Below are 23,791 nucleotides of genomic sequence, written 5' to 3'. Positions count from 1 at the left end.
AAGGGGTTTAGAACTCGGTTCGGCGGGTCAGGAGGCGGATGGTGGCCTGGCGGCCGTTGGCCTCGGCGGCGGCGCTCGTGGTCAGGGCCGTGAGGACCTTCCACGCGAAGGACGACTCGGAGGGGAGGCGGGCGCCGCGGACGGTGGCGACGGTGACCTCGACCGTGAGGGCGTCGTCGGTGACCGCGAAGCGGCACTCGAGCTCGGCGCCGCGGGTGGCGATGGCCAGCAGCATGGCGCACGCCTCGTCGACGGCGATGCGCAGGTCCTCGATCTCGTCGAGGGCGAAGTGCAGGCGGGCCGCCAGGCCGGCGGTGGCCGTCCGGAGGACGCTGAGGTAACCGCCGTCGGCGGGCACCGTCAGTAGTACGACATCGTCTCCGACGACCGGCTCCGTTTCGATCAGCTGAGTCACCCGAGGCCTCCTCCCGATGGAGAGACTCTAGCGGCTACTGGACGCTGCGGGAGCACCCGGTGACCGCCAGTTCCGATGTGTGGGTGATATGGCCTGGAAAACGGGGGAGTGAGACGCCGACGGCCGGCTCGCTCGGGGCGGGCCGGCCGTCGGCACAGGCACGGATCAGGCCTGCTTGGTCTCCCAGAAGATCTTGGAGATCTCCTCGATCTTGCCGAGCAGCTGCTCGGCGATCGCCGGGTCCACCGAGCCCTTGGCGCCGGTGGCGCCGGCGAGCTTGGTGGCCTCGTTGAAGAGCTGGTGCAGGTTCGGGTACTTCTCGAAGTGCGGGGCCTTGAAGTAGTCCGTCCACAGGACCCAGAGGTGGTGCTTGACCAGCTCGGCCCGCTGCTCCTTGATGAGGATGGCCCGGGTGCGGAACTCGGGGTCGGTGTTCCCCTGGTACTTCTCGGCGATCGCCTTGATCGACTCGGCCTCGATCCGGGCCTGGGCCGGGTCGTAGACGCCGCACGGCAGGTCGCAGTGCGCGCTGGCCACGGTGCGCGGGGTGAGGAAACGCGGAAGTCGCATCAGGACTCCTCCATAGAGTTTGCGATGATCCGAGGTTGACCCTACCCCTTACAGCCCGGACGTAACGCGACGGAGGCTTGATGCGTTGAGATGGCAATTACCACTGTTCGCGGTGCTTGTGAACGGGCCCTCGATGGCTCCGACTCTGCGGTCCGGAGATGCCCTGATCGTGCGCCGGGGGGCAGATCATGTAAGGGCCGGGGACATCGTCGTCGGCGAGTTCCGTTCCCGGCCGGGTCTGCTGGTCGTGAAACGGGCCGTGGAAAAGCGCGACGGCGGGTGGTGGCTGGTCGGTGACAATCAGTTCGTGGAGGACGATTCCCGTGCTCACGGCGTCGCTGATGTCATCGGGCGTGTGATATTTCGCTACTACCCGAGACCCTTCCGGTTAAGTTAGTGTCCTCTAATCCCCAGCGCACACCCGTGCTGTGGACGGTTTACCGGGTGATCCCCGCATGCACCGCCGCCTGGCGCATACTCGCGACCAGGACCCGCTGGTGCCACGTATCAATGTCGATGCAGTGTGGAGTTTCACCGTGTCTTTCTTCAGTTTCGAACTCGATCCCGCCCTCGCCGCCGATCCCGTCTTCGACCTGCACCGCCGGGGCAAGATGACGATGAGCGCGACCATTCCGCTGGCCAGCCGTGACGACCTCTCACTGGCCTACACGCCGGGTGTCGCCCGGGTGTGCGAGGCGATCGCCGAGGACGAGTCGCTCTACTCCGACTACACCTGGACGTCGAACACGGTCGCCGTGGTCACCGACGGATCCGCCGTCCTGGGTCTCGGCAACATCGGTCCCAAGGCCGCCATGCCGGTCATGGAGGGCAAGTCCGTCCTGTTCAAGCAGTTCGGCGGCGTCGACTCCATCCCGATCGTGCTGGACACGCAGGACGTCGAGGGCATCATCGCCACGGTCAAGGCGATGGCGCCGTCGTTCGGCGGGATCAACCTCGAGGACATCAGCGCGCCGCGCTGCTTCGAGATCGAGCGCCGCCTCGACGCCGAGCTGGACATCCCGGTCTTCCACGACGACCAGCACGGCACCGCGGTCGTCACGCTGGCCGCCCTGCGGAACGCCGCGAAGCTGCTCGGCCGGTCGTTCGGTGACCTGCGCGTCGTCGTGAGCGGGGCCGGCGCGGCCGGTGTCGCGATCACGAACACCCTGATGGCGGCCGGTGTCCAGGGCGCCAACATGATCGTCGTCGACTCGCGCGGCATCATCCACGCCGAGCGCGGCGACCTGAACGGGATGAAGGCGGAGCTGGCCGCCGTCACGAACGTCTCCGGGCGTACCGGGGGGATCGCGGAGGCGCTGATCGGCGCCGACGTGCTCGTCGGTGTCTCCGGCGGCAACATCCCGGAGGAGGCGCTGACCGGCATGGCGCCGGGCGCGATCATCTTCGCGCTGGCCAACCCGACGCCGGAGGTTCCGCCGGCGATCGCGCACCGGTACGCGGCGATCGTCGCGACCGGCCGCAGCGACTTCCCGAACCAGATCAACAACGTGCTGGCCTTCCCCGGCATCTTCCGGGGCGCGCTGGACGTCCGGGCCACCACGATCACCGACCGGATGAAGGTGGCGGCGGCCGACGCGATCGCCGCCATCGTCGCCGACGACCTCCGCCCGGAGGCGATCGTGCCGTCGCCACTCGACCCGCGGGTCGCCCCGGCGGTCGCCGCCGCCGTCGCCGCGGCCGCGATCGAGGACGGGGTCGCCCGCCGGACCGCCACGCCGGCTCCGGCCCAGCAGCGGCAGAGCGTTTAGTCGAGGATGTTCAGGGGATCACGCTTCTGTGATCCCCTGAACCAGCCCTAAGGTCGGGTCATGCGAGCTGCTTACGCCTCCGCCCTGCACCCCGAAGCGCCGCTCGACGGCCTGACCGTGGGTGACCTGCCGTTCTCCGTCCCGGACGGCTGGGTGCCCGTCGACGTACGGGCATCCTCGCTCAACCACCACGACATCTGGTCCCTGCGCGGGGTCGGCCTGCCCGCCGACCGGCTGCCGATGATCCTCGGCTGTGACGCGGCCGGGGTGGACCCGGACGGCAACGAGGTCGTGGTCTACCCGGTGGTCGAGGACAAGGCCGATCCACGGGGCTTCTCGCTCTTCTCCGAGCGGCACCCGGGCACGCTGGCCGAGCGCCTCGCCGCGCCCCGGGAGAACCTGGTCCCGCTGCCGGCCGGGGTGTCCTTCGCCGAGGCCGCCTGCCTGCCGACCGCCTGGCTCACCGCCTACCACATGCTGTTCACCCGGGGCCGGGTCGCCGAGGCCGGCTCGGTGCTGGTCCAGGGCGCGGGCGGCGGCGTGTCCACGGCGGCCGTGGCGCTCGCCGCGGGCCTCGGCAAGCGGGTGTACGTGACCAGCCGCGACGCCGCCAAGCGGGAGCGGATCGCCGAACTGGGCGCCACCGCGGTGGAGTCCGGCGCCCGGCTGCCGGAGCGCGTCGACGTGGTGATCGAGTCGGTCGGCGCGCCCACCTTCGAGCACTCGATGAAGTGCTCCGCCCCGGGCGCCCGGATCGTGGTGTGCGGGGCGACCGCCGGCCACCTGGCCCAGGTCGACCTGCGCCGGGTCTTCGCCATGCAGCTGGAGATCCTGGGCAGCAGCATGGGCACCCCGGACGAGCTGGCCGCCCTGCTCGAACTGGTGGCGTCCGGCCGGGCGCGCCCGGTGATCGACTCGACCTTCGCGTTCGACGCGGTCGGCGAGGCGTTCGCCCGCCTCGCCGCCGGTGACGTCTTCGGGAAGGTCGTCGTCGAGTTCTAGAAGGTGCTGGTCAGCCCGGCCACACCGGTCGACGACGCGTCCTGCGGCAGCTTCTGCTTGGCGGCCTCGTCGCCGTCCAGGGTCCAGTGCCAGAAATCCGTGGTGGTGGCGGCCACCACGGCCGGCTGGTCCCGGTGCGGCAGGTGGGTGCCCTGCGGAAGCTCCAGGAAGCCTTTGGGCCAGGTCACCTCGTTGTACGCGCCGTACGCCTGCTCGTAGGTCACCGTCTCGTCGAGCTTGCCCTGGACGAACAGCAGCGGCGACGGCGTGCCGGCGAACGGGGCGGGCTGCGGCATCTGCCGGCCGGCGATCAGCACCCCGGCCTTGAGCCGCTCGTCCCGGCTGCCGCTGAACAGTCCGATCGTGGTGATCGCGCCGGCCGAGTGCCCGGCCGCCGCGATCCGGTTCGCGTCGATCCGGCCGGGCAGCGCCTTCAGCACCTCGGTGATCACGAACTGGGCGTCGGCGGGCTGGTTGACGATGTCGCCGGCGTTGTACTCGGGCGCGTCGTGCCAGGTGTGCGGGTACTTCGGGGCGGCCACCACGAAACCGGCGGCCTGCCAGGCGGTCAGTAGCTCGGCGTAGTCGTCGGGCTGGGAGGTCAGGCCGTGGCTGAAGTAGATCAGCGGGCGGGCCCCGGCGGTGGCGGGCAGCCACACCTTGGTCGGCAGGGGTCGGTCGCCGCCGCGGTTGAGGTCGAATTCGCTGGTGCCGGCCTCTGCTTTCTCCGGAGCTGGTGAGGCTTTCTCCGGAGCCGGTGAGGAGGTGGGTGTCTCCTCCTTCGGCTTCTCGGAAGTGCAGGCGGCGAGGCCGGCGGTGGCGACAAGGGCGAGTAGGGAACGGCGCAACACGCCGACCATTGTGCCGTCGAAAGATCAGAGTTCCCTGGTAGCGGACATCACACCGGGTTCCGCCGAACAGGTGGACCTGTTTCGCCAACCTTGACCTTTGTGGTTAGGGTCGGCCTCATGCCTGACAACCAAGTCGACCCGAGCGGCAACACCGAGGCGTTCCGGGCCTTCAACCGGACGACGCCGGACGACGCGGCACCGTCCAAAATGCCCTACATCGTCGGCGGCGCCGTGGCGGTCCTGCTGATCGCCCTCGTGGCCTGGCTGGTCCTCTAGGCCCCGACCGCCCTACGGGCCTCGGAGGCGATCTCCAGCTCCTCCTCGGTCGGCACCACGCAGACCGTCACGGGGGAGCCGTCCGGAGAGATGATCGAGGCGTTGGCCCGGTTCCGGTCCGGGTCGATCGCGATGCCGAGGGCCTCCAGCCCCGCCATGGTCGTCGCCCTGACCTCCCGTGAGTTCTCCCCGACCCCGCCGGTGAAGGTGATCGCGTCCACCCGGCCCAGGACGGCCAGGTAGGAGCCGGTGTACTCGCGGATCCGCCGGCAGTAGATCTCGAAGGCCAGGGTGGCGTCCGGATCGCCGGCCGCCCACCGCTCCTCCACGGTACGCATGTCGTTGTCCCCGGTCAGGCCGAGCAGCCCGGACCGGCGGGTCAGCATCTCCTCGATCTCGTCCAGCGACTGCCCGGCCACCCGGTGCAGGTGAAAGATCAGGCTCGGGTCGATGTCACCGGAGCGGGTGCCCATCACCAGCCCGGGCAGCGGGGTCAGGCCCATCGAGGTGGCCACGCTGCGCCCGCCGCGGACCGCCGTGGCGCTGGCCCCGTTGCCCAGGTGCAGCGTGATCACGTTGGTGTCGGCGACCGGCCGGCCGAGCACCCGGGCGGTCTCCCGGGAGACGTACGCGTGCGACGTCCCGTGGAACCCGTAGCGCCGCAGCCCCCACTTGCGCGACACCTCCCGGTCGATCGCCCAGAGCGCGCCCTCCGGCGGGATCGTGGCGTGGAACGCGGTGTCGAAGACGGCCACCTGTGGGACCCCGGGCAGCAGGTCACGGGCCACCCGCAGCCCGGTCAGCGCGGCCGGGTTGTGCAGCGGGGCGAGCGGGATCAGCTCCTCGATGGCGGCCAGCACCTCGTCGTCGACCACGGTCGAGGCGGTGAACCGCTCGCCGCCGTGCACCACCCGGTGCCCGACCGCGGTCAGCCCGGACAGGTCCAGCTCGTCCATCAGCCGCTGTAGCGCGGCGCCGTGGTCGGCCGCGTCGCCGCCGGGTTCGCCGATCCGCTGGATCAGCCCCTTGGCCAGCACGTCCGAGCCGTCGAAGAGCCGGTATCGCAGCGACGACGAGCCGCTGTTGAGCACGAGCACCCGAGTCATTTCGCTCCCGCCTGGATCGCCGTGATGGCGACCGTGTTCACGATGTCCTTGACCGTCGCGCCGCGGGACAGGTCGTTGACCGGTCGCCGCAGGCCCTGCATCACCGGGCCGACCGCGACCGCGTTCGCCGATCGCTGGACCGCCTTGTAGGTGTTGTTTCCGGTGTTCAGGTCCGGGAAGACGAAGACCGTGGCCTTGCCGGCGACCGCGCTGCCGGGGAGCTTGGCGGCGGCCACCGCCGGGTCGATCGCCGCGTCGTACTGGATCGGGCCCTCGACCGGCAGATCGGGCCGCCGCTGCCGGACCAGCGCGGTGGCCGCCGCCACCTTGTCCACGTCGGCGCCCGCCCCGGAGCTGCCGGTGGAGTAGGAGAGCAGGGCGACCCGCGGCTCGATCCCGAACGCGGCGGCGGTCTGCGCCGAGGACAGGGCGATGTCGGCGAGCTGTTCGGCGTCCGGGTCGGGGTTGACCGCGCAGTCGCCGTAGACCAGCACCCGGTCGGCGAGCAGCATGAAGAACACACTGGACGCCACGGTCAGGCCGGGCACCGTCTTGATGATCTCGAAGGCCGGGCGGATCGTCGCGGCCGTGGTGTGGGTGGCGCCGGAGACCATGCCGTCGGCCAGACCGCCGGCCACCATCAGGGTGCCGAAGTAGTTGACGTCGGTGACCACGTCGTAGGCCAGATCCAGGGTGACGCCGCGGTGCTTGCGGATCTCCGCGTACCGGGTGGCGAAATCCTGCCGCCACTCGCTCGTGGCCGGGTCCACCAGCCGCGCGCCGGCGATGTCCACGCCGATCTCCCGGGCCCGCCGGTTGATCTCCTCCGGGTCGCCCAGCAGGGTCAGGTCGGCCACCCCGCGCCGCAGCAGCGTCTCCGAGGCCCGCAGGATGCGCTCCTCGGTGCCCTCCGGCAGCACCAGGTGACGGCGGTCGGTGCGGGCCTTCTCGATCAGATCGTTCTCGAACATCAGCGGGGTGACCCGGCTCGACCGGGCCACGTCGAGCAGCCGGGACAGCTCGGCGGTGTCCACGTTCTCCTCGAAGATCCCGAGTGCCGCGTCGATCTTGCGAGGGGTGCTGAGCTGCGCCGTGATCCGGTCGGCCGCGGCGATCGTGTGGTAGCTGTCGGTCTTGGTGACCAGCATGGCCAGGCCGGTGTTGAGGCGCTCGATGACACGGAGCGCCCGCTCGTCGGCCGGTTCGCCCAGGGTCAGCACCAGCCCGGCCAGCGTGACGTTGCCGGCCGCGTGCGCCGCGCTCGCCGCGACCAGCAGGTCCGCCCGGTCGCCCGCGGTGATCAGCAGCGCCCCGTCGGTCAGCGCGCCCAGCACGGTCGGCACCTGCCCGGCGCCGACCACGTAGTCCAGCACGTCCCGTTCCAGCGATCCGGCGGAACCGGCGATCACGTCGGCGTCCAGCGCGGCGGCCACCTCACCGACGGTCGGCGCGGCGATCGCGGGGACCTCCGGAAGGGCCCAGAACGGCACCGGCAGCCCTTCGGGCTCACCACCCAGAGCCGCTGCCGGGACCCGGTTGGCGATCACCGCCACCACCGTCGTGCCAAGATCGACAAGCGAGTGGTACGCGCTGCGCACGGCCGCCGCGAGCGAATCCCGGGACCGGCCCTCGCCGCTGACCACCGGCACCACCACGCTGCCGAACTCGTTCGCCAGCCGGGCGTTGAAGGCGAACTCCCGGGGCAGCTCGTCCTGCCCCTCGCCGGGGTTGTCGGTGAAGTCGCTCCCGATGATCACCACGGCGCTCGCGTGCCGCTCGACCTCCCGGTAGCGCTCCACGATCCGGCCGATCAGCTCCTCCCAGCGGCCGTCGGCGACCAGTGCGGACGCCTCGGCGAGGGTGACGCCGTACGCGTCCGCGGGGTTCGGTCCCGGATAGCGCTCGTGGAGCACGGAGAGCAACGGATCGGGGTTGCCACCGGAGATCATGGGACGGAAGACGGCCACCGAGGCGACCTGGCGGGACAGAGCCTCGACGATGCCGAGTGCCACGGTCCCCTTACCGACGGACGGGCCCAAGCCCGCTACGTAGACGCTGCGTGCCACGTCTTCAAACTACCGGCCGGGAATGCCCCCGGCCGGGTCAAAGGTCCCGGATCTGCCGGTGATCTAGTCCTCGTCGTCCTCGTCGCCGCGGGCCAGCCAGGTGGCGAGACGCTCGATCGGGGTCTCGAACTCCGGGTTCATGTCGACGAAGGTGCGCAGCTGCTCGCCGAGCCACTCCAGCGTCACGGTCTCCTCGCCGCGCCGCTCGACCAGCTCCTCGATGCCCCGATCGGTGAAGTACATGCCCCGGATATTAGGAGGGGGCGCCCCGCCGCGGCGGAGCGCCCCCTCACTCGACGTGCGTTACGGGCGCGGCAGCGCGGCCTCGACCAGCGCGGCCTGCTCGGCGTCGTGCATCTTCGCCGAGCCGACCGCGGGGGCGGCCGCGGCCGGGCGGGAGATCCGCCGCAGGCGGACACCCTCCAGGTGCTCCAGCAGGTTGAGCGCGACGAACGACCAGGCGCCCTGGTTGGCCGGCTCCTCCTGCACCCAGGCGAAGTCCTCGGCGTTCGGGTACTGCGCCAGGACGGCCTTGAGCTCCTCGACCGGGAGCGGGTAGATCTGCTCCATCCGGATGATCGCGGTGTCGGTGATGCCCCGGTCACCGCGCGCCTGGAGCAGGTCGTAGTAGACCTTGCCGGAGCAGAGCAGCACCCGCTTCACCGAGGCGGCGTCGAGCTGCTGGCCGTTGTTGCCGGCGTCGCCGAGGACCGGCTGGAAAGCGCCCTGGGTGAACTCGTTCACCCCGGAGATCGCCATCTTGTGCCGCAGCAGCGACTTCGGCGAGAAGACCACGAGCGGCTTGCGCTTGGTGGACAGGGCCTGGCGGCGCAGCAGGTGGAAGTAGTTCGCCGGGGTGGTCGGGTTCGCCACCCGCATGTTGTCCTGCGCGCAGAGCTGGAGGAACCGCTCCGGGCGGCCGGACGAGTGGTCCGGGCCCTGGCCCTCCATGCCGTGCGGGAGCAGCAGCACCAGCGACGACTGCTGGCCCCACTTCACCTCGCCGGAGGAGAGGAACTCGTCCACGATCGACTGGGCGCCGTTGACGAAGTCACCGAACTGGGCCTCCCAGAGGACCAGCGCGTCCGGGTTCTCCACCGAGTAGCCGTACTCGAAGCCCATCGCCGCGTACTCGCTGAGCAGGGAGTCGTGGACGAAGAACCGGGCGTTCCCGGTGATCAGCGACGACAGCGGCAGGAAGTCCTTGCCGGTCTTCGAGTCGACGATGGCCGCGTGCCGCGAGGTGAACGTGCCCCGGCGCGAGTCCTGGCCGGCCAGCCGGACGGTGACGCCCTGGGCGAGCAGCGAGCCGAAGGCGATCAGCTCACCGAAGCCCCAGTCGATGCCGCCGTCGGTGGACATCTTGGCCCGCCGGTCGAGCAGCTGCTGGACCCGCTTGTGCGGGGTGAAGCCCTCGGGCAGCTCGACGTGCGACTGGCCGACGGCCCGCACCACGCTCGCGTCGACGGCGCTCGCCACCTCGGGCTCCGGCTCCTCGGCGATGAACCGCGGCCGCGGCGGGCTGCCCGCCGCGTCCCGGGTGGCCTTGAAGACCTCCTCGAGCCGGCCCTGGTAGTCGCGCAGCTGCTCCTCGGCCTCCTGCACGGTGATGTCGCCGCGGCCGATCAGCTCCTCGGTGTAGAGCTTCCGCACGCTGCGCTTGGTGTCGATGATCTGGTACATGCGCGGGTTGGTCATCGACGGGTCGTCGCCCTCGTTGTGACCGCGGCGCCGGTAGCAGATCATGTCGATCACGACGTCCTTGTTGAACGCCTGACGGTACTCGAAGGCCAGCTTCGCGACCCGGACCACGGCCTCGGGGTCGTCCCCGTTCACGTGGAAGATCGGGGCCTGGATCATCCGGGCGACGTCGGTCGAGTACATCGACGAGCGGCTGTACTCCGGGGCGGTGGTGAAGCCGACCTGGTTGTTCACGATCACGTGGACCGTGCCGCCGGTCCGGTAACCGCGCAGCTGCGACAGGTTGAGCGTCTCGGCGACCACGCCCTGGCCGGCGAACGCGGCGTCGCCGTGCACCAGCAGCGGCAGCACCGTGTAACCGTGCAGGCCCAGGTCGAGGCGGTCCTGCTTGGCCCGGACGATGCCCTCCAGGACCGGGTCGACGGCCTCCAGGTGGGACGGGTTCGCGACGACGCTGACGGTGGTCGAGTACTGCCCGTCGGGCGTGGTGTACTTCCCGGTCTGGCCGAGGTGGTACTTGACGTCACCGGAGCCGTGCGCCGACTTCGGGTCCATCTGACCCTCGAACTCGTTGAAGATCTTCTCGTACGGCTTGCCGACGATGTTGGTGAGCACGTTCAGCCGGCCGCGGTGGGCCATGCCGATCACCATCTCGTCCAGCCCGCCCTCGGCGGACGCCTGGAGCACGGCGTCGAGCAGCGGGATCAGCGACTCGCCGCCCTCCAGCGAGAACCGCTTCTGGCCGACGTACTTCGTCTGGAGGAAGGTCTCGAACGCCTCGCCGGCGTTGAGCCGGTGCAGGATGTGCTTCTGCTCGTCGGTGTCCGGCTTCGTGTACTTGACCTCGATGCGCTCCTGGACCCAGCGGCGCTCCTCCGGGTCCTGGATGTGCATGTACTCGATGCCGACCCGGCGGCAGTAGGTGTCGCGCAGGACGCCGAGGACGTCGCGCAGCTTCATCCGCTGCTTGCCGGCGAAGCCGCCGACCGGGAAGGTGCGGTCCAGGTCCCACAGGGTCAGGCCGTGCTGGAGCACGTCCAGGTCGGGGTGCTTGCGGATGGTGAACTCGAGCGGGTCGGTGTCGGCCATCAGGTGACCGCGCACCCGGTACGCGTGGATCAGCTCGACCACCCGGGCGGCCTTGTCGATCTGGCCCTCGGAGGTCCGGGCGACGTCACGCACCCAGCGGACCGGCTCGTACGGGATCCGCAGTGAGGTGAAGATCTCGTCGTAGAAGCCGTGCTGGCCGAGCAGCAGCTCGTGCATCACCTTGAGGAACTCGCCGGACTGCGCGCCCTGGATGACCCGGTGGTCGTAGGTGCTGGTCAGCGTGGTGACCTTGCTCACCCCGTGGTCGGACAGCGTCTCGTCGCTCATCCCGGAGTAGGGGGCCGGGTACTCCATGGCGCCGACGCCGATGATGGCGCTCTGCCCGTTCATCAGCCGGGGGATGGAGTGGACCGTGCCGATGCCGCCGGGGTTGGTCAGCGAGATCGTGGTGCCGGTGTAGTCGTCCATGGTCAGCTCGTTGCGGCGGGCGCGCCGGACGATGTCCTCGTACGCCTGCCAGAAGCCGCGGAAGTCGAGCGTCTCGCAGTTCTTGACCGAGGGCACCACCAGCGTGCGGGACCCGTCCTTCTTGACCAGGTCGATCGCGATGCCGAGGTTGACGTGCTCCGGCTGGACCAGGGTGGGCTTGCCGTCGATCTCGGCGTAGATGTTGTTCATCTCCGGGTGGGCGATGACCGCCCGCACCAGTGCCCAGCCGATCAGGTGGGTGAAGCTGACCTTGCCACCGCGGCCGCGGGACAGGTGGTTGTTGATGACGATGCGGTTGTCGACCATCAGCTTCGCCGGGACCGCGCGCACCGAGGTGGCGGTGGGGACCTGCAGCGAGGCCTCCATGTTCTGCACGATCTTGCCGGCCACACCGCGCAGGGTGGTGGTCCGGGCGCCGGCCGGGGCGGCCTCGGCGGGCTTCGGCCCGGGCTTGGCGGCCGGCTTCGGGGCGGCCTGCGGGGTCACCGGCTTCGGAGGCGCGACCGTGGTGGCGGCCGGCGCGTCGGTGCCCGCCTTGGCGGCGGTGGCCGTGGCGTTCGCCGCGGTGGCCTGGTCCGGGGTCGCGATCGGTCCCTGGGAGGTCGCCGGCTTGTAGTCGGCGAAGAAATCGTGCCAGGCGGGGTCGACACTGGTCGGGTCGGCCAGGTAGCGCTGGTACATCTCATCGACGATCCACTCGTTGGGACCGAAATCCGCGAGTGGATTGTCCTGCGAAGTCTGCTGCGTCGACACTGCCGCGTTCGCCTCTTTCACCGTTTTTGTCATCACGTGACTGCTCCGTCACGCGGGACGGGTAGGATTCGGTGTCCAGGCTACGCCGTGGATGGGCGCTGTCGGTGCGGACGTCCACCCTGTGACCTACGGCTCCGGCACCCGCCGCACCGTCGCGACGGGGCGAGACTACACCCTCCGTTTTCTCGCCGACCGGCGCACCGGAGACCTCCCAGAACCACGTTTCCGCTGGTCGTCCCAACGAAAAACGCACGACCGGACAGTCCGGCCGTGCGTCGTTCGCAGACTGTGGTTACGCGATGTCCCGTCGTTTCGTGACCAGTGTGCCGATCACCGACATGAGGGCCGCGTAACCGATCAGGATCACACCGCCGACCCAGCGGGGCGGGTCCTCCGGCAGCTGCGGCCCGGAGATCAGCAGGTCCGAGGCGAACGTCGGGACCAGCACCCGGAGAGCCATGAACCCGTCCCAGACGAACTCGTCGAGCAGGTAGAAGACGATGCTGAGCACCTGGGTGCCGATCACGTAGACCACGGACAGGGTGATCGTCGTGCCGATCTGGCTGCGGATCAGCACCCCGGCGCCGACGCCGACCAGCGACCAGAGCACGAAGGCCAGCCCGTTGAGCCCGATCGCCTGCCAGACGAAGGGCTCGCCGAGGTGCGTCGGCTGGTCCATGCTGCCCAGCACGATCGGGGTGATGGCCAGGTTGAGCACGGTGGTGAAGAGCCAGACCGCCACCGCGATGATCACCGCGACGACCATCTTGGCGACGATCACCCGCTCCCGCCGGGGAGTGGTGAGGAACGTCGACGTGGCGGTCAGGTGGAAGAACTCGCTGGTCACCAGGATCGCGCTGAGCAGCAGCACGAGCAGCACGCCGGAGAACTGGCCGCTGGTGTAGAGGCCGGAGACGAGCCGGTCCAGGTCGCCGAGCCCGGCCTCCTGGATGTCGCCCTCGCTCAGGCTCAGCGCCGCGTTCATGCTCAGCCAGTTGAAGCCCAGCGCGAGACCCCAGAGCGGCACCAGGATGATCGCGAAGATCCACCAGAGCGCGGTGGTCCGCAGTTTCAGCAGCTCGGCACTGATGAGGTTCATCGGGCGCCCGCCTTTCCGGCCGTCAGCTCCAGGAAGGCCCGCTCCAGGTCGACGCCCTCCCCGATCAGCTCGTGCAGTTCGACACCGGTGGTGAAGGCGATGTTGCCGACCCTCGCCGGATCCGCGCCGAGCACCTGGAGCGAACCGTCCGGCTGGACGGCCACCTCCAGCTGGGCGTCGCGCAGCGCGGCGGACAGCTGCTCCGCCTGCGGCGTGCGGACCCGAACCTTCGCCACGCCGGCCGTCTCGCCGAGCACGTCGCTGACCGGGCCCTGCCGGATCAGCCGGCCGGCCGCGATGATCACCACGTCGTCGGCGAGCTGCTGCATCTCACCGAGCAGGTGGCTGGAGACGAGGACCGCACGGCCCTCGGCGGCGAACGCCTTGAGCAGGTCCCGCATCCAGCGGATGCCCTCCGGGTCGAGGCCGTTGGTCGGCTCGTCCAGGATCAGCACCCGCGGGTCGCCGAGCATCGCCGCGGCGATGCCCAGCCGCTGCTTCATGCCCAGCGAGTAGCCCTTGAACTTGCGGCCGCCCACGGTTTGCAGACCGACCATCTCGAGGACCTCGTCGGCCCGGCGGTCGGGCAGCCCGGCGGCGCGGCAGATCACCCGCAGATGGTTGCGGGCGCTGCGGCCGCGGTGCGCGCTGGAGGCCTCCAGGATCGCGCCCACGTGGCGGATCGGATCGGGCAGGTCCGTGTACCGGACGCCGCCGATGGTCGCGGTCCCGGAGGTCGGCGTGACCAGGCCCAGGATCATCCGCAACGTGGTGGTCTTGCCCGCCCCGTTCGGGCCCAGGAAGCCCGTGACACGGCCGGCGTGCACCGTGAAGGAGAGATCGTCGACGGCCCGCACCTTCGAGTACTGCTTGGTGAGGTGCTCGACGCTGATCTCCGTATGGTTGGGCCGGCTCATTGTCGCGGCTCCTTCCCCCGTCAGCTGGAAGCGATCAAGGTACTAGACCAGGGCGAGCCATGTGGCCCTCGCGTATGCCAGGCGTCCCCCGTCCGGACCGTACAGGGCCGAGTCCACCGTCGCCTTGCGGCCGTCCACACCCGACAGCGCGCCGACCACCACACACTCCGTCCCCGGGCCGGGCAGCGCGCCGACGGCCGCGGTGATCCGGCCCAGCACGTACGGCCGGCCGCCGGAGCCGATCGCCGTCCACCCGCCGGGGCAGTCCAGCGCGGCCCAGACGGTCTCCGGGGTGACCTCGCCGGGCACCGTCCACGGGGCGGCCGTACGGTCGCCGGGCAGCGGCCCCGGGAAGATCCGCAGCCCGTCGCCGGGCGCCCGGTCCGGCCCGCAGACGTAGCAGCCCGGGAACGGGTGGGCGGTGAAACCGGGATAGCCGCGCGACGCCGTCACCGCCTCGTCGAACGGCACACCGGGGACCCCGGGACCGGCGCCGGCGGCCTCGGTCACCTCGGCGACCAGGGTCCGGTCCGCCCAGACCGACCCGTCGCGCAACTCCAGCGGGGTCTCCAGGGGCGGCGGCACCCGCAGGGTCACCTGATGGGGCGGTCCACCGGGCCGGGCGCCGGCGGCGGCCGCGAAGGCGCCCGCGCACCAGCCGCCGTTTCCGGAGCCGGGCGGGCCGTTGAAACGAGCCGGAACGATCATCCCCAGACCTTCGCACACGTCGTTCATCCAGCGGTCACACATCGCCACCGAATCGGACACGCCATCGGCAGACATCGGGCTTACACAGATCACATGGCAGTTCTGATGACCGCCGCCGCACCCACCGGGACCAGCGGCTACACCCTGCTCCTCGCCGACGACCCGGGTCAGGTCGAGGCCGCGCAGCGCCTGCGCCACGACGTCTTCGCCGGCGAGCTCGGCGCCCGTCTCCAGGGCACCGCCGACGGCGTCGACGCCGACGAGTTCGACGCCCACTGCGACCACCTGATCGTCCGGGACGACGCGACCGGCGAGGTGGTCGGCACCTACCGGATGCTGCCGCCGCGCGCCGCCGAGCTGGCCGGCCGCCGGTACGCCGACGCCGAGTTCGACCTGAGCGCCCTGCGCCCGCTGCGCGACCATCTCGTGGAGATCGGCCGTTCCTGCGTGCACCCCGATCACCGCTCCGGCGCGGTGGTCAACCTGATGTGGGCCGGCATCGCCCGCTACCTGCACCTGAACAACCTGCGCTGGCTGGGCGGCTGCGCCTCGGTGCCGCTCGGCGACGGCGGCGTGACGGCCGCCGGGGTGCGCGAGCGGATCAACGGCCGGCACCTGTCGCCGCCCGCGATGCGGGTCCGCCCGCGCCGCCCGTGGACCGTCCCGGACGGCGTGGTGGCCGACCCGAAGGTGGCGGTGCCGCCGCTGCTCCGCGGCTACCTGCGGCTGGGCAGCTGGGTGTGCGGCGAGCCGGCCTACGACGCCGACTTCGACTGTGCCGACTTCTACGTGCTCTTCTCGCTGGACCGGCTGGACCCGCGGTACCGCCGGCACTTCCTGGGCGCGTCCCGATGACCACGGCGGCCGTGGTGGGCGAGCACGGGACGCTGTGGCAGCCGGCCTCCGGTTGCGGCGACCACTGCCGGGACGCCGGCTTCCGGCGGGCCGGCGCGGTCGCGGCCGCCGTGCGGGTGACCGTGCTCTGGGCCGTACTCCTGCTGGGTCTGCTGCCCGCGGGTCTGCTGGGTGGCGCCGCGCTGCGGGCCCTGTGCCGCGCCATCCTCGCGGCCCTGGGGGTCAGGGCGGTCTGGCGCGGTCCCCGGCCGCGCCCCGGCAGCCTGCTGGTCGCCAACCACGTCTCCTGGCTGGACGTGGTGGCGCTGGGCGCGATGGTGCCCGCGGCGCCGGTGGCGAAGCACGACGTGGCGGCCTGGCCGGGCATCGGCGGCACCGCGCGGCGGGCCGGCGCGATCTTCGTCGACCGGACCCGGCCGAGGGCGCTGCCGGGCTCGGTGGCCGAGGTGGCCGCCGCGCTGCGGGCCGGGCGGTCGGTCGCCCTCTTTCCGGAGGGTACGACGTTCTGCGGCCCCGACCAGGGCAGGTTCCGTCCCGCGCTGTTCCAGGCGGCGATCGACGCGGGCGCCCCGGTGGTGCCGGTCTCGATCGGCTACGACTCGACCGAGGCGGCCTTCGTCGCGGTGGACACCCTGTGGGAGTCGGTGCGCCGGGTGGCCCGGGTCCGCCGGCTGACGGTGACCCTGGTGGCCGCCCCCGCGATGCGCCCGGAGCCGGGCGCGGACCGGCGGGCGCTGGCCCGGGCGGCCCAGTCCAGCCTCGGTGGGGCGGGCTATCGCCTGGCCGCGTGACCGGGTCCGGCGCTCACAGAAAATTTTCAGCGAGTGTGCAGGCAGGCCGCAGCGGTCCGGGAAAGAATGACCCCATGGCCATCCAGACCCAGCCCAAGCAGAGCGAGGCGAAGCTCCTCGTCGTCGAGGACGACGCCAACATCCTGGAGCTGCTCTCCGCGAGCCTGCGTTTCGCCGGGTTCGAGGTGACCACCGCGACGAGCGGCAGCGCCGCGGTGAGCGCGGCCCGCAGTTCGACGCCCGACCTGGTCGTCCTCGACGTGATGCTGCCCGATCTGGACGGCTTCGAGGTGATCCGGCTGATGCGTGAGGGCGGCCAGCGGACCCCCGTGGTGTTCCTGACCGCCCGGGACGGCACCGACGACAAGATCCGCGGGCTGACCCTGGGTGGCGACGACTACGTCACCAAGCCGTTCAGCCTAGAGGAGCTCACCGCCCGGATCCGGGCGGTGCTGCGCCGCACCAACGCCACCGACGAGCAGCCGTCCCGCCTGGTCTTCGCCGACCTGGAGCTGGACGAGGAGACGCACGAGGTCTACCGGGCCGGCTCCCGGGTGCAGCTCTCGCCGACCGAGTTCAAGCTGCTGCGCTACCTGATGCTCAACGCCAACCGGGTGCTCTCCAAGGCGCAGATCCTGGACCACGTGTGGAAGTACGACTTCCGCGGTGACGACAACATCGTCGAGTCGTACATCTCGTACCTTCGCCGCAAGGTGGACAACGTCCAGCCGCGCCTGATCCACACCCTGCGCGGCGTGGGCTACGTGCTGCGCAAGCCAGCCGTCTAGGCCGCGGGATGACTTTGACCGAGCGGGTCCGCGAGCGGATCCCGCGCCACCCCACGCTGCGCCGGATCTCCCTGCGGACCAAGCTGGTCGCCTCGGTGCTGGTCCTGGTCTTCGCCGCGCTCACCCTGATCAGCGCCGCCAGCACCTACGCGCTGAACACCTACATGGTCGGCCGGCTCGACAAGCAGCTCGACGTGATGGCCGACAGCGCCGCCGTCGACATGGCGAACCTGCACTACCGCGCGGTCTTCGCGCCACCCGACTACATCGTCGCCTTCACCTCGGTGAGCGGGGAGGCCGCGGTCGGCACGGTCGGCGCGGGCGTCTCCGCCGACGACACGCCCCGGCTGCTCAGCGGCGTCGACGTGATCGCCGCCCACGACGGCAAGGCGTACACCGTCAAGGGCCGCAACGGGAAGTACATGTGGCGGATGCTGGTGCGCCGCCTGCCCGACGACAGCGTCCTGCACGTCGGCCAGCGGATGGCCGGCATCGACGACGTGATCGCCCGGCTGATCTGGGTGGACGTGCTGGTCGGCGTCGGGGTGCTGGTCACCCTCGCCACGGTCGGCGCCGCCCTGGTCCGGCAGAGCCTGATCCCGCTGGTCCAGGTGGAGCGCACGGCGGCGGCCATCGCGGCCGGCGACCTCACCCGCCGGGTGCCCGACCCGGAGGAGTCCGGCGGCCATCCCACCACCGAGCTGGGCCGGCTCTCCGGCGCGCTGAACACGATGCTCGCCCAGATCGAGGCGGCCTTCCTGGCCCGGGCGCAGTCCGAGCAGGCGGCCATGGAGGCGGCCGAGGCGGCGCAGCGCTCCGAGGCCCGGGCCCTCGCGTCGGAGTCCCGGGCGTTGCAGTCCGAGGAGAAGATGCGGCGGTTCGTCGCGGACGCCTCGCACGAGCTGCGCACCCCGCTGACCACCATCCGCGGTTTCGCCGAGCTGTACCGGCAGGGCGCCGTCTCCGACCCGGAGCAGGTCGCCCGTCTGGTCCGGCGGATCGAGGACGAGGCCGCCCGGATGGGCCTGCTCGTCGAGGACCTGCTGCTGCTCGCCCGGCTGGACCGGGAGCGGCCGCTCACCCTCGCGCCGGTGGAGCTGCCGGTGCTGGCCGTCGACGCGGTGCAGGCCGCGCAGGCGACCGCCCCGGACAAGGAGATCGCCCTGGAGGTGCGGGACTCGCCGGAGCGCCTGGTGGCGTACGGTGACGACGCCCGGTTGCGCCAGGTGATCGGCAACCTGATGACGAACGCGCTGGTCCACACACCGCCCGGCGCCTCGGTGACCCTCCGGCTGTATGCCGGGGAGGAGGGCCGGGCCGTGGTCGAGGTGTCCGACACCGGGCCCGGCATGAGCGAGGAGCAGCGCGCCCGGGTCTTCGAGCGGTTCTACCGGGTGGACGAGGCGCGGACCCGCAACACCGAGCGCGCGGCCACCGGAACGGGCCTGGGGCTGGCCATCGTGGCCGCCATCGTGCGAGCCCACGAGGGATCCGTCGAGGTGCTGTCGGAGCCCGGTGCCGGAGCGACGTTCCGGGTGTCATTGCCTACCATAAATGCGGATAAAGGGTTCACAGAAAACGTCCAGGAGTAACACAGTTCGGTACGAGTACGACGGGGCAGAGTTATTCACATGAACGAGAACGAGACCAACCCGCGGCCCGCGGACGCCGTTGCTGACCACAGCAGCACGGAGCGGGTGGAGTCTGAGCAGCCGACTCTTGCGCAGCCGCCGGTTGCTCCGCAGTCCGGTGCTCCCCAGTCCGCGGCACCCCAGCAGCACAGCGCCTGGGCCCAGTCGCCCTGGCAACAGCAGCAGCAGCCCGTCTCCGGGCAGCCCGTCTCCGCGCAGCCGGTGTCCACCCAGCCGGTCTCCGCGCAGCCGGGCCAGGTTCCCTACAGCCACCCGCACTACGGCTACCAGGCCCCGCAGGGGTACTCGCCGCAGGCCGCCGGCTACCAGGACTACGCGCAGCAGCAGTCGGCGTACCACGCCTGGCACGCGGCGGCGGCGGCCCAGGCGGCCGGCGACGGCACCGTCCCGCCGGCCTGGGCCGCGCCGCAGACCACCGGCGCCCCGCGCCGGCCGGGCTCCGGCCGCAAGGTCCTCCTCGCCGGAGCGGCCGCGCTGCTGATCGCGCTCACCGCGGGCGGCGTCGGCGCCGCCACCGCGCTGGCCCTCGACGGCAACAACACGGTCAACACCGTGCAGAGCGGCAACTCGTCGGTCACCCGGGTGGTGGACCGGTCGTCGCTGGCCCAGATCGCCGCCGCCGTCCAGGACAGCGTCGTGTCGATCACCACCGGCTCGGGCGAGGGCTCCGGCGTGGTGCTGACCGCCGACGGCTACATCGTGACCAACAACCACGTGGTCTCGACCGCCCAGGGCTCGAACGTGACGGTCATCTTCGCGGACGGCACCAAGACCCAGGCCACCATCGTCGGCACCGACGAGCGCACCGACCTCGCGGTGATCAAGGCGACCGGCGTCTCCGACCTGAAGGCCGCCACCTTCGGCGACAGCGCGCAGATCCAGGTCGGCGACACCGTGCTCGCCCTGGGCAGCCCGCTCGGCCTGGAGGGCTCGGTCACCGCCGGCATCATCAGCGCCAAGGACCGCACCATCCAGTCCGGCGGCGAGGAGCAGCAGAGCCCGTTCGGCGGCCAGCAACAGCAGCAGCAGTCCGGGACCACCACGATGACCGGCCTCCTGCAGACCGACGCCCCGATCAACCCGGGCAACTCCGGCGGCGCGCTGGTCAACACGAACGGCGAGGTGATCGGCATCAACTCGGCGATCGCCACCTCCGGCTCCAGCACCGGCAACATCGGCCTCGGCTTCGCCATCCCGAGCAACAAGGCCAAGCAGGTCGCCGAGTCGCTCATGCAGGGCAAGAAGGTCAGCCACCCGGCGCTCGGCGTCAGCGTCACCGACGCGGAGAACGGCGGGGCCCTGATCAGCAGCGTCACCGGCGGCAGCGCGGCGGACAAGGCCGGGCTCCAGACCGGCGACGTGGTGACCGAGGCGAACGGCAAGGCCATCGACGACTCCGACGATCTGGTCGCGGTGGTCCAGGCGGGCAGCGTCGGGGAGAAGATGACGCTCGACTTCACCCGCAACGGCAGCAAGCAGACGGTCACCGTCACCCTGCAAGAGACGCAGTAGGCATCAGCTCTTCCCGCCACGGCGGGTGACGTACCCGGGGGTGGGTCCGTCACCCGCCGTGATTGTGTCTATGCCGGGATTCGGGACCTTAGCGACCAACAGGACGGTTTCCCCGCCCAGGGCTCGCGTTTGTGCAGGCGACCGCCTAATCTCCATTCGCCATCGGCGACGCCTTCGCCAGTCGCCGGCGAGCAACCCCCCACCACGACCGGCGGAGTGAAGGGCCTCCTGAGTTGACGTACGTCGAGACCCGGACCAACGTTTGGGAAGCCCTGGCCGGCCGGGCTCCGGGAGTGCCCGCCGGCCCCGCCGACACCGGCCTCTGGCACACCGTCGCGGACCGGCTCAACCCGGCCAGCGCACGCCCGATCCTGCGCTCCGGCATCGAGGTCCGGCATCGTACGGCGGTGCGCGGCGGACGGTACGTGATGCTGCGCTCGCCCGAGGACGGCGGCCGTAGCTCGTACCTTCGGCTGACCCCGGAGGAGTACCAGCTCGCCCTGATGATGGACGGCGACAGCACGGTGGCCCGGCTGGTCGCCGAGTTCGCCCGGATCGCCGGCCGCCTCGCGCCCGACCAGGTCCGCCGGGTCGTCGCCGACCTGGCCGCCAACCGGATGCTCGAAGAGCTGCCGATGGACGCCTTCCGCCCGCTGCGCGACCTGCGCCGGGACCCGCTGCCCCGGCGGATGGGCGACTCGCTGGCCGCCGCCGCGCGCGGCCGCGTGGTCCTGTCCTTCCCGGTCGACAGCCTGGTCACCACCCTCTACACCACCGTCGGCCGGCTGCTCTTCACACGGGTCGCGGTGTGGATCGGCGCGGTGGTGGCGGCCGTCGGCCTGCTGCTGTTCGCGGGCACCTGGCAGCGGGGCAGCCGGTCCCTCTTCCTGGTGGGCGACTCGTACCTGCTCGGCGCGCTCGCCCTGGTGTCACTGAACGTGCTGGTCCTGACGGTGCACGAGCTGGGGCACGCGCTCGCCGCGAAACGGGTCGGCCGGGAGGTCCCGGCCGCCGGCCTGATGCTCTACTTCGGAGTCCCCTCGGTCTTCGTCGACGCCAGCGACGTCTGGATGGCCGGCCGCCGCGCCCGGATCGCGGTCACCGCGGCCGGCCCGGCCACCGCCCTGGGCCTGGCCGGGCTGTTCCAGCTGACCGGTCTCGTCATCCCGGCCGTCGCCGGGGTGACCTTCAAGCTGGCGTTCCTGTTCTACCTGCACACGTTCTTCAACCTCAGCCCGCTGCTGCCGCTGGACGGCAAGTACCTGCTGATGGACTGGCTGGAGATCCCGGACGTCCGGGCCCGCGCACTGTCCTGGATGGGCGGCCGCCTGCGCCGTCGCGGACCGGGCTGGAAGTCGCTGGACCGGGAGGGCCGGCTCGTCGCCCTCTACGGCTTCCTGTCGCTGCTGTGGCTGGTCAGCGCCATCGGACTGGGCTATCGACTGTGGACCGACCGGATCGAGGGCCTGATCGTCGGCCTCTGGTACGAGGGCTTCGCCGGCGCGCTGCTGCTCCTGGTGATCGTCCTCGGGGTCGTCGCGCCGCCGCTCTACTTCCTGCTGGGCCGCCTGGTCCGGGCCGTCCGCCGGGCGCGCCAGCAGATGGCCGAGCGCGACCGGGAGGCCGACCTGCCCCGCCGGGTGGCCACCCTGCGCGCCTCCGAACTGGGCGGCCTGCCCGAGCCGTCGTTGCAGGCGCTCGCCGCCCGGGCCCGGTGGTACCGTCCGCCGACCGGCCGTCAGCTGGTGCTCGCCGGGGAGACCCAGGGCGCCGTCTACGTGGTGGCCGAGGGCGCGCTGCACGGCCGCCGGCCCGGCGACCCGGGCGGCACCATCCGGCACCACGTCGGCCCGGGTGGCGTGGTCGGCCTGGCCACCGCGCTCACCGGCCGCAGCGCCCAGCTCGACTGGCACACCGCCGGCGTGACCCTGCTGACCCTGCCCACCTCCACGGTGGCCACCGTGGTCGGCCCGATGCCCGGCCCGCCGCCGCAGGAGCGCGCCGAGGCCGAGGCCCTGTTCGCCGACACCCCGGCGCTCGCCGCGCTGGAGGAGGACCAGCGGCTGGCCCTGATCGCCGCCGCGCACCCGGCCGACCTGGACCCGGGCGCGCCGGTGATCCTGCCCGGCCCGACCCACGCGGTGGTCGTCGAATCCGGCGTGATCGCCATGCCGGACGGCGTCGAACTGCGCCGCGGCACCCTGGTCGGCCCGGTCGGCGACGGCAGCCCCGGCATGGTGGCCCAGGCCCGGACCCCGGTCCGGCTGTGGGTCATCCCGGACGCCTCCGACCTGCCCCCGCTGATCGGCTCGTACGGCCCCGGCGTCCCGATGCCGTCGCTGCGGCCCAGCATCCCGGCGGTGGCCCGGCCCGGCGCCGCGCACCCGCCCCTCGCCGTACCGCCCGGCCCGCCGGACGCCGACGAGCAGTACGACGTGGACCGGCACTTCGAACGCCGGATGTGGGGCTTCGTGAGCCTGCTGCTGGTGTTCGCCCTCGGCAGCCTGCTGGTGAACGTGAGCTCCGGACCGGCCTGGGCGGAGATGCCCGCCGAGCGGGTGCTGCTGTCCGTGCAGCGCGGCTCCGCCACGGCGGTGGCCGACCGGGAGTCGATCGCGCTCGGTCCGGACGACCGCCGCTACCTCGCGGTCGGCGCCGAGATCGAGGTGCCGGGCCGGGGCGTGGCCCTGCTGACCTTCCCGGGCGGCGCCGCGGTGGTGCTGTGCGGCGGCTCGCGGACCGGGATCACCGCGGTGGGCGTGGAGAACGGGCGGCGGTCCACCCCGTCCGGCCGGCTCAACCTGGAGAACGGGCGGCTGCTGGCCGACACGAGCAGCCCGAGCGGAGCGTACGAGCCGCTGGATCTGACCGTGCTGCGCACCCAGGGTGACGTGACCAGCGACGGCCGGGCGTGGTATTCAGTGGACACCGCCGGTGTCGCGGTCTCGGAAGGCGCCGTGAACGTCGGCGGTTCCCGTAACGAGGCCGACAACCAGCCGCTGAACTGCGGCGACGGCGTGCCGGTCACCCCGCCGACCGAGGCCGAGCCGACCCCGGACCCGACCGAGGAATCGGCCCCGGCCGAGGCGCCGGCCATCCCGGCGCCGTCGACCGACCCGACTACCGTTCCCGGTACGGACGACCAGCCGCTGGACGACGGGAACCCGGCGACGACGAACCCGACGACGACCCGGACGACCCAGCCCACCACCGGCAACCCGACGATCACGGTGCCGACCAACCGGCCCACCACGACGAAGCCGACGACCACGAAACCCACCACGCCGAAGCCGACCACGCCGAAGCCGACGACCACCGCGCCGGACCCGGACCCGACAACCACCGCACCGGACCCGGACCCGACGACCACCGCGCCGGAGCCCGAGCCGACGACCACGGGGCCGTCCAGCAACTGACCATG

The 23,791-nt window shown here is 71.6% G+C and carries 20 protein-coding genes; 10 read left to right on the top strand and 10 right to left on the bottom strand.

Translation table 11 applies throughout. From position 1 onward, the window contains the following. Positions 1–7 precede the first annotated feature (7 nt). Together BJ964_RS05595 and sodN are read right to left on the bottom strand one after the other, a co-directional pair. On the bottom strand, positions 8–415 hold the full coding sequence (locus BJ964_RS05595) for an ATP-binding protein (RefSeq protein WP_188119680.1): 408 nt from the start codon (positions 413–415) through the stop codon (positions 8–10). Positions 416–580: 165 nt separating this feature from the next. Next, on the bottom strand, positions 581–985 hold the full coding sequence (gene sodN, locus BJ964_RS05590) for a superoxide dismutase, Ni (RefSeq protein ID WP_188119679.1): 405 nt from the start codon (positions 983–985) through the stop codon (positions 581–583). Between the two features lie 85 nt (positions 986–1,070). Between sodN and BJ964_RS05585 the strand changes: the two genes are divergently transcribed. The 3 genes from BJ964_RS05585 (at position 1,071) to BJ964_RS05575 (ending at position 3,756) form a co-directional block, all read left to right on the top strand. Further along, positions 1,071–1,382, top strand: coding sequence for a S24/S26 family peptidase (locus tag BJ964_RS05585; RefSeq protein ID WP_220142849.1), 312 nt, complete (start codon positions 1,071–1,073; stop codon positions 1,380–1,382). A gap of 214 nt (positions 1,383–1,596) precedes the next feature. Beyond that, positions 1,597–2,754: an NAD(P)-dependent malic enzyme gene (locus tag BJ964_RS05580; protein WP_188126802.1), complete on the top strand. Its 1,158-nt coding sequence runs from the start codon at positions 1,597–1,599 to the stop codon at positions 2,752–2,754. Positions 2,755–2,814: 60 nt separating this feature from the next. Then, a complete protein-coding gene (locus BJ964_RS05575) occupies positions 2,815–3,756 on the top strand; it encodes a zinc-binding dehydrogenase (RefSeq protein ID WP_188119677.1) in 942 nt (313 codons plus the stop codon). On the opposite strand, the gene BJ964_RS05570 is transcribed toward BJ964_RS05575, so the two are convergent. Beyond that, positions 3,753–4,607: an alpha/beta hydrolase family protein gene (locus BJ964_RS05570; RefSeq protein WP_229806577.1), complete on the bottom strand. Its 855-nt coding sequence runs from the start codon at positions 4,605–4,607 to the stop codon at positions 3,753–3,755. The genes BJ964_RS05575 and BJ964_RS05570 overlap by 4 nt on opposite strands. A 117-nt stretch (positions 4,608–4,724) precedes the next feature. Between BJ964_RS05570 and BJ964_RS05565 the strand changes: the two genes are divergently transcribed. Next, entirely contained in the window at positions 4,725–4,883 is a 159-nt protein-coding gene (locus BJ964_RS05565) for a hypothetical protein (RefSeq protein ID WP_188119675.1), read from the top strand. Here the strand turns inward: BJ964_RS05565 and BJ964_RS05560 are convergent. The 7 genes from BJ964_RS05560 to BJ964_RS05530 all read right to left on the bottom strand — a co-directional run bounded on the left by BJ964_RS05560 (position 4,880) and on the right by BJ964_RS05530 (position 14,772). Beyond that, on the bottom strand, positions 4,880–5,989 hold the full coding sequence (locus tag BJ964_RS05560; protein ID WP_188119674.1) for an acetate/propionate family kinase: 1,110 nt from the start codon (positions 5,987–5,989) through the stop codon (positions 4,880–4,882). The two genes, BJ964_RS05565 and BJ964_RS05560, sit on opposite strands and share 4 nt — an antisense overlap. Then, positions 5,986–8,055: a phosphate acetyltransferase gene (gene pta, locus BJ964_RS05555; protein ID WP_188119673.1), complete on the bottom strand. Its 2,070-nt coding sequence runs from the start codon at positions 8,053–8,055 to the stop codon at positions 5,986–5,988. The genes BJ964_RS05560 and pta overlap by 4 nt, the downstream gene beginning before the upstream one ends. Before the next feature lie 63 nt (positions 8,056–8,118). After that, positions 8,119–8,298: a DUF6104 family protein gene (locus tag BJ964_RS05550; protein ID WP_188119672.1), complete on the bottom strand. Its 180-nt coding sequence runs from the start codon at positions 8,296–8,298 to the stop codon at positions 8,119–8,121. Positions 8,299–8,358: 60 nt separating this feature from the next. Continuing rightward, complete coding sequence (locus tag BJ964_RS05545) at positions 8,359–12,048, bottom strand: multifunctional oxoglutarate decarboxylase/oxoglutarate dehydrogenase thiamine pyrophosphate-binding subunit/dihydrolipoyllysine-residue succinyltransferase subunit (RefSeq protein WP_188126801.1); 3,690 nt, start codon at positions 12,046–12,048, stop codon at positions 8,359–8,361. A gap of 292 nt (positions 12,049–12,340) precedes the next feature. After that, positions 12,341–13,147, bottom strand: a complete 807-nt coding sequence (locus BJ964_RS05540; RefSeq protein ID WP_188119671.1) for an ABC transporter permease — start codon at positions 13,145–13,147, stop codon at positions 12,341–12,343. Further along, a complete protein-coding gene (locus BJ964_RS05535) occupies positions 13,144–14,064 on the bottom strand; it encodes an ABC transporter ATP-binding protein (RefSeq protein WP_188119670.1) in 921 nt (306 codons plus the stop codon). The genes BJ964_RS05540 and BJ964_RS05535 overlap by 4 nt, the downstream gene beginning before the upstream one ends. Positions 14,065–14,106: 42 nt before the next feature. Next, positions 14,107–14,772: a hypothetical protein gene (locus tag BJ964_RS05530; RefSeq protein WP_188119669.1), complete on the bottom strand. Its 666-nt coding sequence runs from the start codon at positions 14,770–14,772 to the stop codon at positions 14,107–14,109. Positions 14,773–14,865: 93 nt separating this feature from the next. On the opposite strand from BJ964_RS05530, the gene BJ964_RS05525 reads away from it, so the two are divergent. The 6 genes from BJ964_RS05525 to BJ964_RS05500 all read left to right on the top strand — a co-directional run bounded on the left by BJ964_RS05525 (position 14,866) and on the right by BJ964_RS05500 (position 23,786). Then, positions 14,866–15,627: a GNAT family N-acetyltransferase gene (locus BJ964_RS05525; protein WP_188119668.1), complete on the top strand. Its 762-nt coding sequence runs from the start codon at positions 14,866–14,868 to the stop codon at positions 15,625–15,627. Continuing rightward, complete coding sequence (locus BJ964_RS05520) at positions 15,624–16,418, top strand: lysophospholipid acyltransferase family protein (protein ID WP_188119667.1); 795 nt, start codon at positions 15,624–15,626, stop codon at positions 16,416–16,418. Before BJ964_RS05525 ends, BJ964_RS05520 begins: the two co-directional genes overlap by 4 nt. Before the next feature lie 74 nt (positions 16,419–16,492). Further along, complete coding sequence (locus BJ964_RS05515; protein WP_188119666.1) at positions 16,493–17,206, top strand: response regulator transcription factor; 714 nt, start codon at positions 16,493–16,495, stop codon at positions 17,204–17,206. An 8-nt stretch (positions 17,207–17,214) separates the two neighbouring features. Further along, complete coding sequence (locus tag BJ964_RS05510; protein WP_188119665.1) at positions 17,215–18,798, top strand: sensor histidine kinase; 1,584 nt, start codon at positions 17,215–17,217, stop codon at positions 18,796–18,798. A gap of 39 nt (positions 18,799–18,837) precedes the next feature. Beyond that, positions 18,838–20,370 carry a S1C family serine protease gene (locus tag BJ964_RS05505; protein ID WP_188119664.1) on the top strand — a complete coding sequence of 511 codons (1,533 nt, stop codon included), beginning with the start codon at positions 18,838–18,840 and terminating at the stop codon, positions 20,368–20,370. A gap of 233 nt (positions 20,371–20,603) precedes the next feature. After that, positions 20,604–23,786, top strand: a complete 3,183-nt coding sequence (locus tag BJ964_RS05500) for a cyclic nucleotide-binding protein (protein WP_188119663.1) — start codon at positions 20,604–20,606, stop codon at positions 23,784–23,786. Positions 23,787–23,791: the final 5 nt, after the last annotated feature.

It is taken from the genome of Actinoplanes lobatus, from assembly GCF_014205215.1.
GTDB lineage: Bacteria > Actinomycetota > Actinomycetes > Mycobacteriales > Micromonosporaceae > Actinoplanes > Actinoplanes lobatus.
Note: the sequence above shows the minus strand (reverse complement) of the source record. Positions and strands in the feature narration are given on the sequence as shown.

What these genes read in the sequence shown, in the direction of transcription:
- BJ964_RS05565 (WP_188119675.1), top strand. Translation starts at nt 4,725, where the DNA reads ATGCCTGACAACCAAGTCGACCCGAGCGGCAACACCGAGGCGTTCCGG.
- BJ964_RS05540 (WP_188119671.1), bottom strand. Translation starts at nt 13,147, where the DNA reads ATGAACCTCATCAGTGCCGAGCTGCTGAAACTGCGGACCACCGCGCTC.
- sodN (WP_188119679.1), bottom strand. Translation starts at nt 985, where the DNA reads ATGCGACTTCCGCGTTTCCTCACCCCGCGCACCGTGGCCAGCGCGCAC.
- BJ964_RS05530 (WP_188119669.1), bottom strand. Translation starts at nt 14,772, where the DNA reads ATGATCGTTCCGGCTCGTTTCAACGGCCCGCCCGGCTCCGGAAACGGC.
- BJ964_RS05535 (WP_188119670.1), bottom strand. Translation starts at nt 14,064, where the DNA reads ATGAGCCGGCCCAACCATACGGAGATCAGCGTCGAGCACCTCACCAAG.
- BJ964_RS05550 (WP_188119672.1), bottom strand. Translation starts at nt 8,298, where the DNA reads ATGTACTTCACCGATCGGGGCATCGAGGAGCTGGTCGAGCGGCGCGGC.
- BJ964_RS05515 (WP_188119666.1), top strand. Translation starts at nt 16,493, where the DNA reads ATGGCCATCCAGACCCAGCCCAAGCAGAGCGAGGCGAAGCTCCTCGTC.
- BJ964_RS05525 (WP_188119668.1), top strand. Translation starts at nt 14,866, where the DNA reads ATGGCAGTTCTGATGACCGCCGCCGCACCCACCGGGACCAGCGGCTAC.
- BJ964_RS05575 (WP_188119677.1), top strand. Translation starts at nt 2,815, where the DNA reads ATGCGAGCTGCTTACGCCTCCGCCCTGCACCCCGAAGCGCCGCTCGAC.
- BJ964_RS05510 (WP_188119665.1), top strand. Translation starts at nt 17,215, where the DNA reads ATGACTTTGACCGAGCGGGTCCGCGAGCGGATCCCGCGCCACCCCACG.
- BJ964_RS05505 (WP_188119664.1), top strand. Translation starts at nt 18,838, where the DNA reads ATGAACGAGAACGAGACCAACCCGCGGCCCGCGGACGCCGTTGCTGAC.
- BJ964_RS05580 (WP_188126802.1), top strand. Translation starts at nt 1,597, where the DNA reads ATGACGATGAGCGCGACCATTCCGCTGGCCAGCCGTGACGACCTCTCA.
- BJ964_RS05560 (WP_188119674.1), bottom strand. Translation starts at nt 5,989, where the DNA reads ATGACTCGGGTGCTCGTGCTCAACAGCGGCTCGTCGTCGCTGCGATAC.
- BJ964_RS05520 (WP_188119667.1), top strand. Translation starts at nt 15,624, where the DNA reads ATGACCACGGCGGCCGTGGTGGGCGAGCACGGGACGCTGTGGCAGCCG.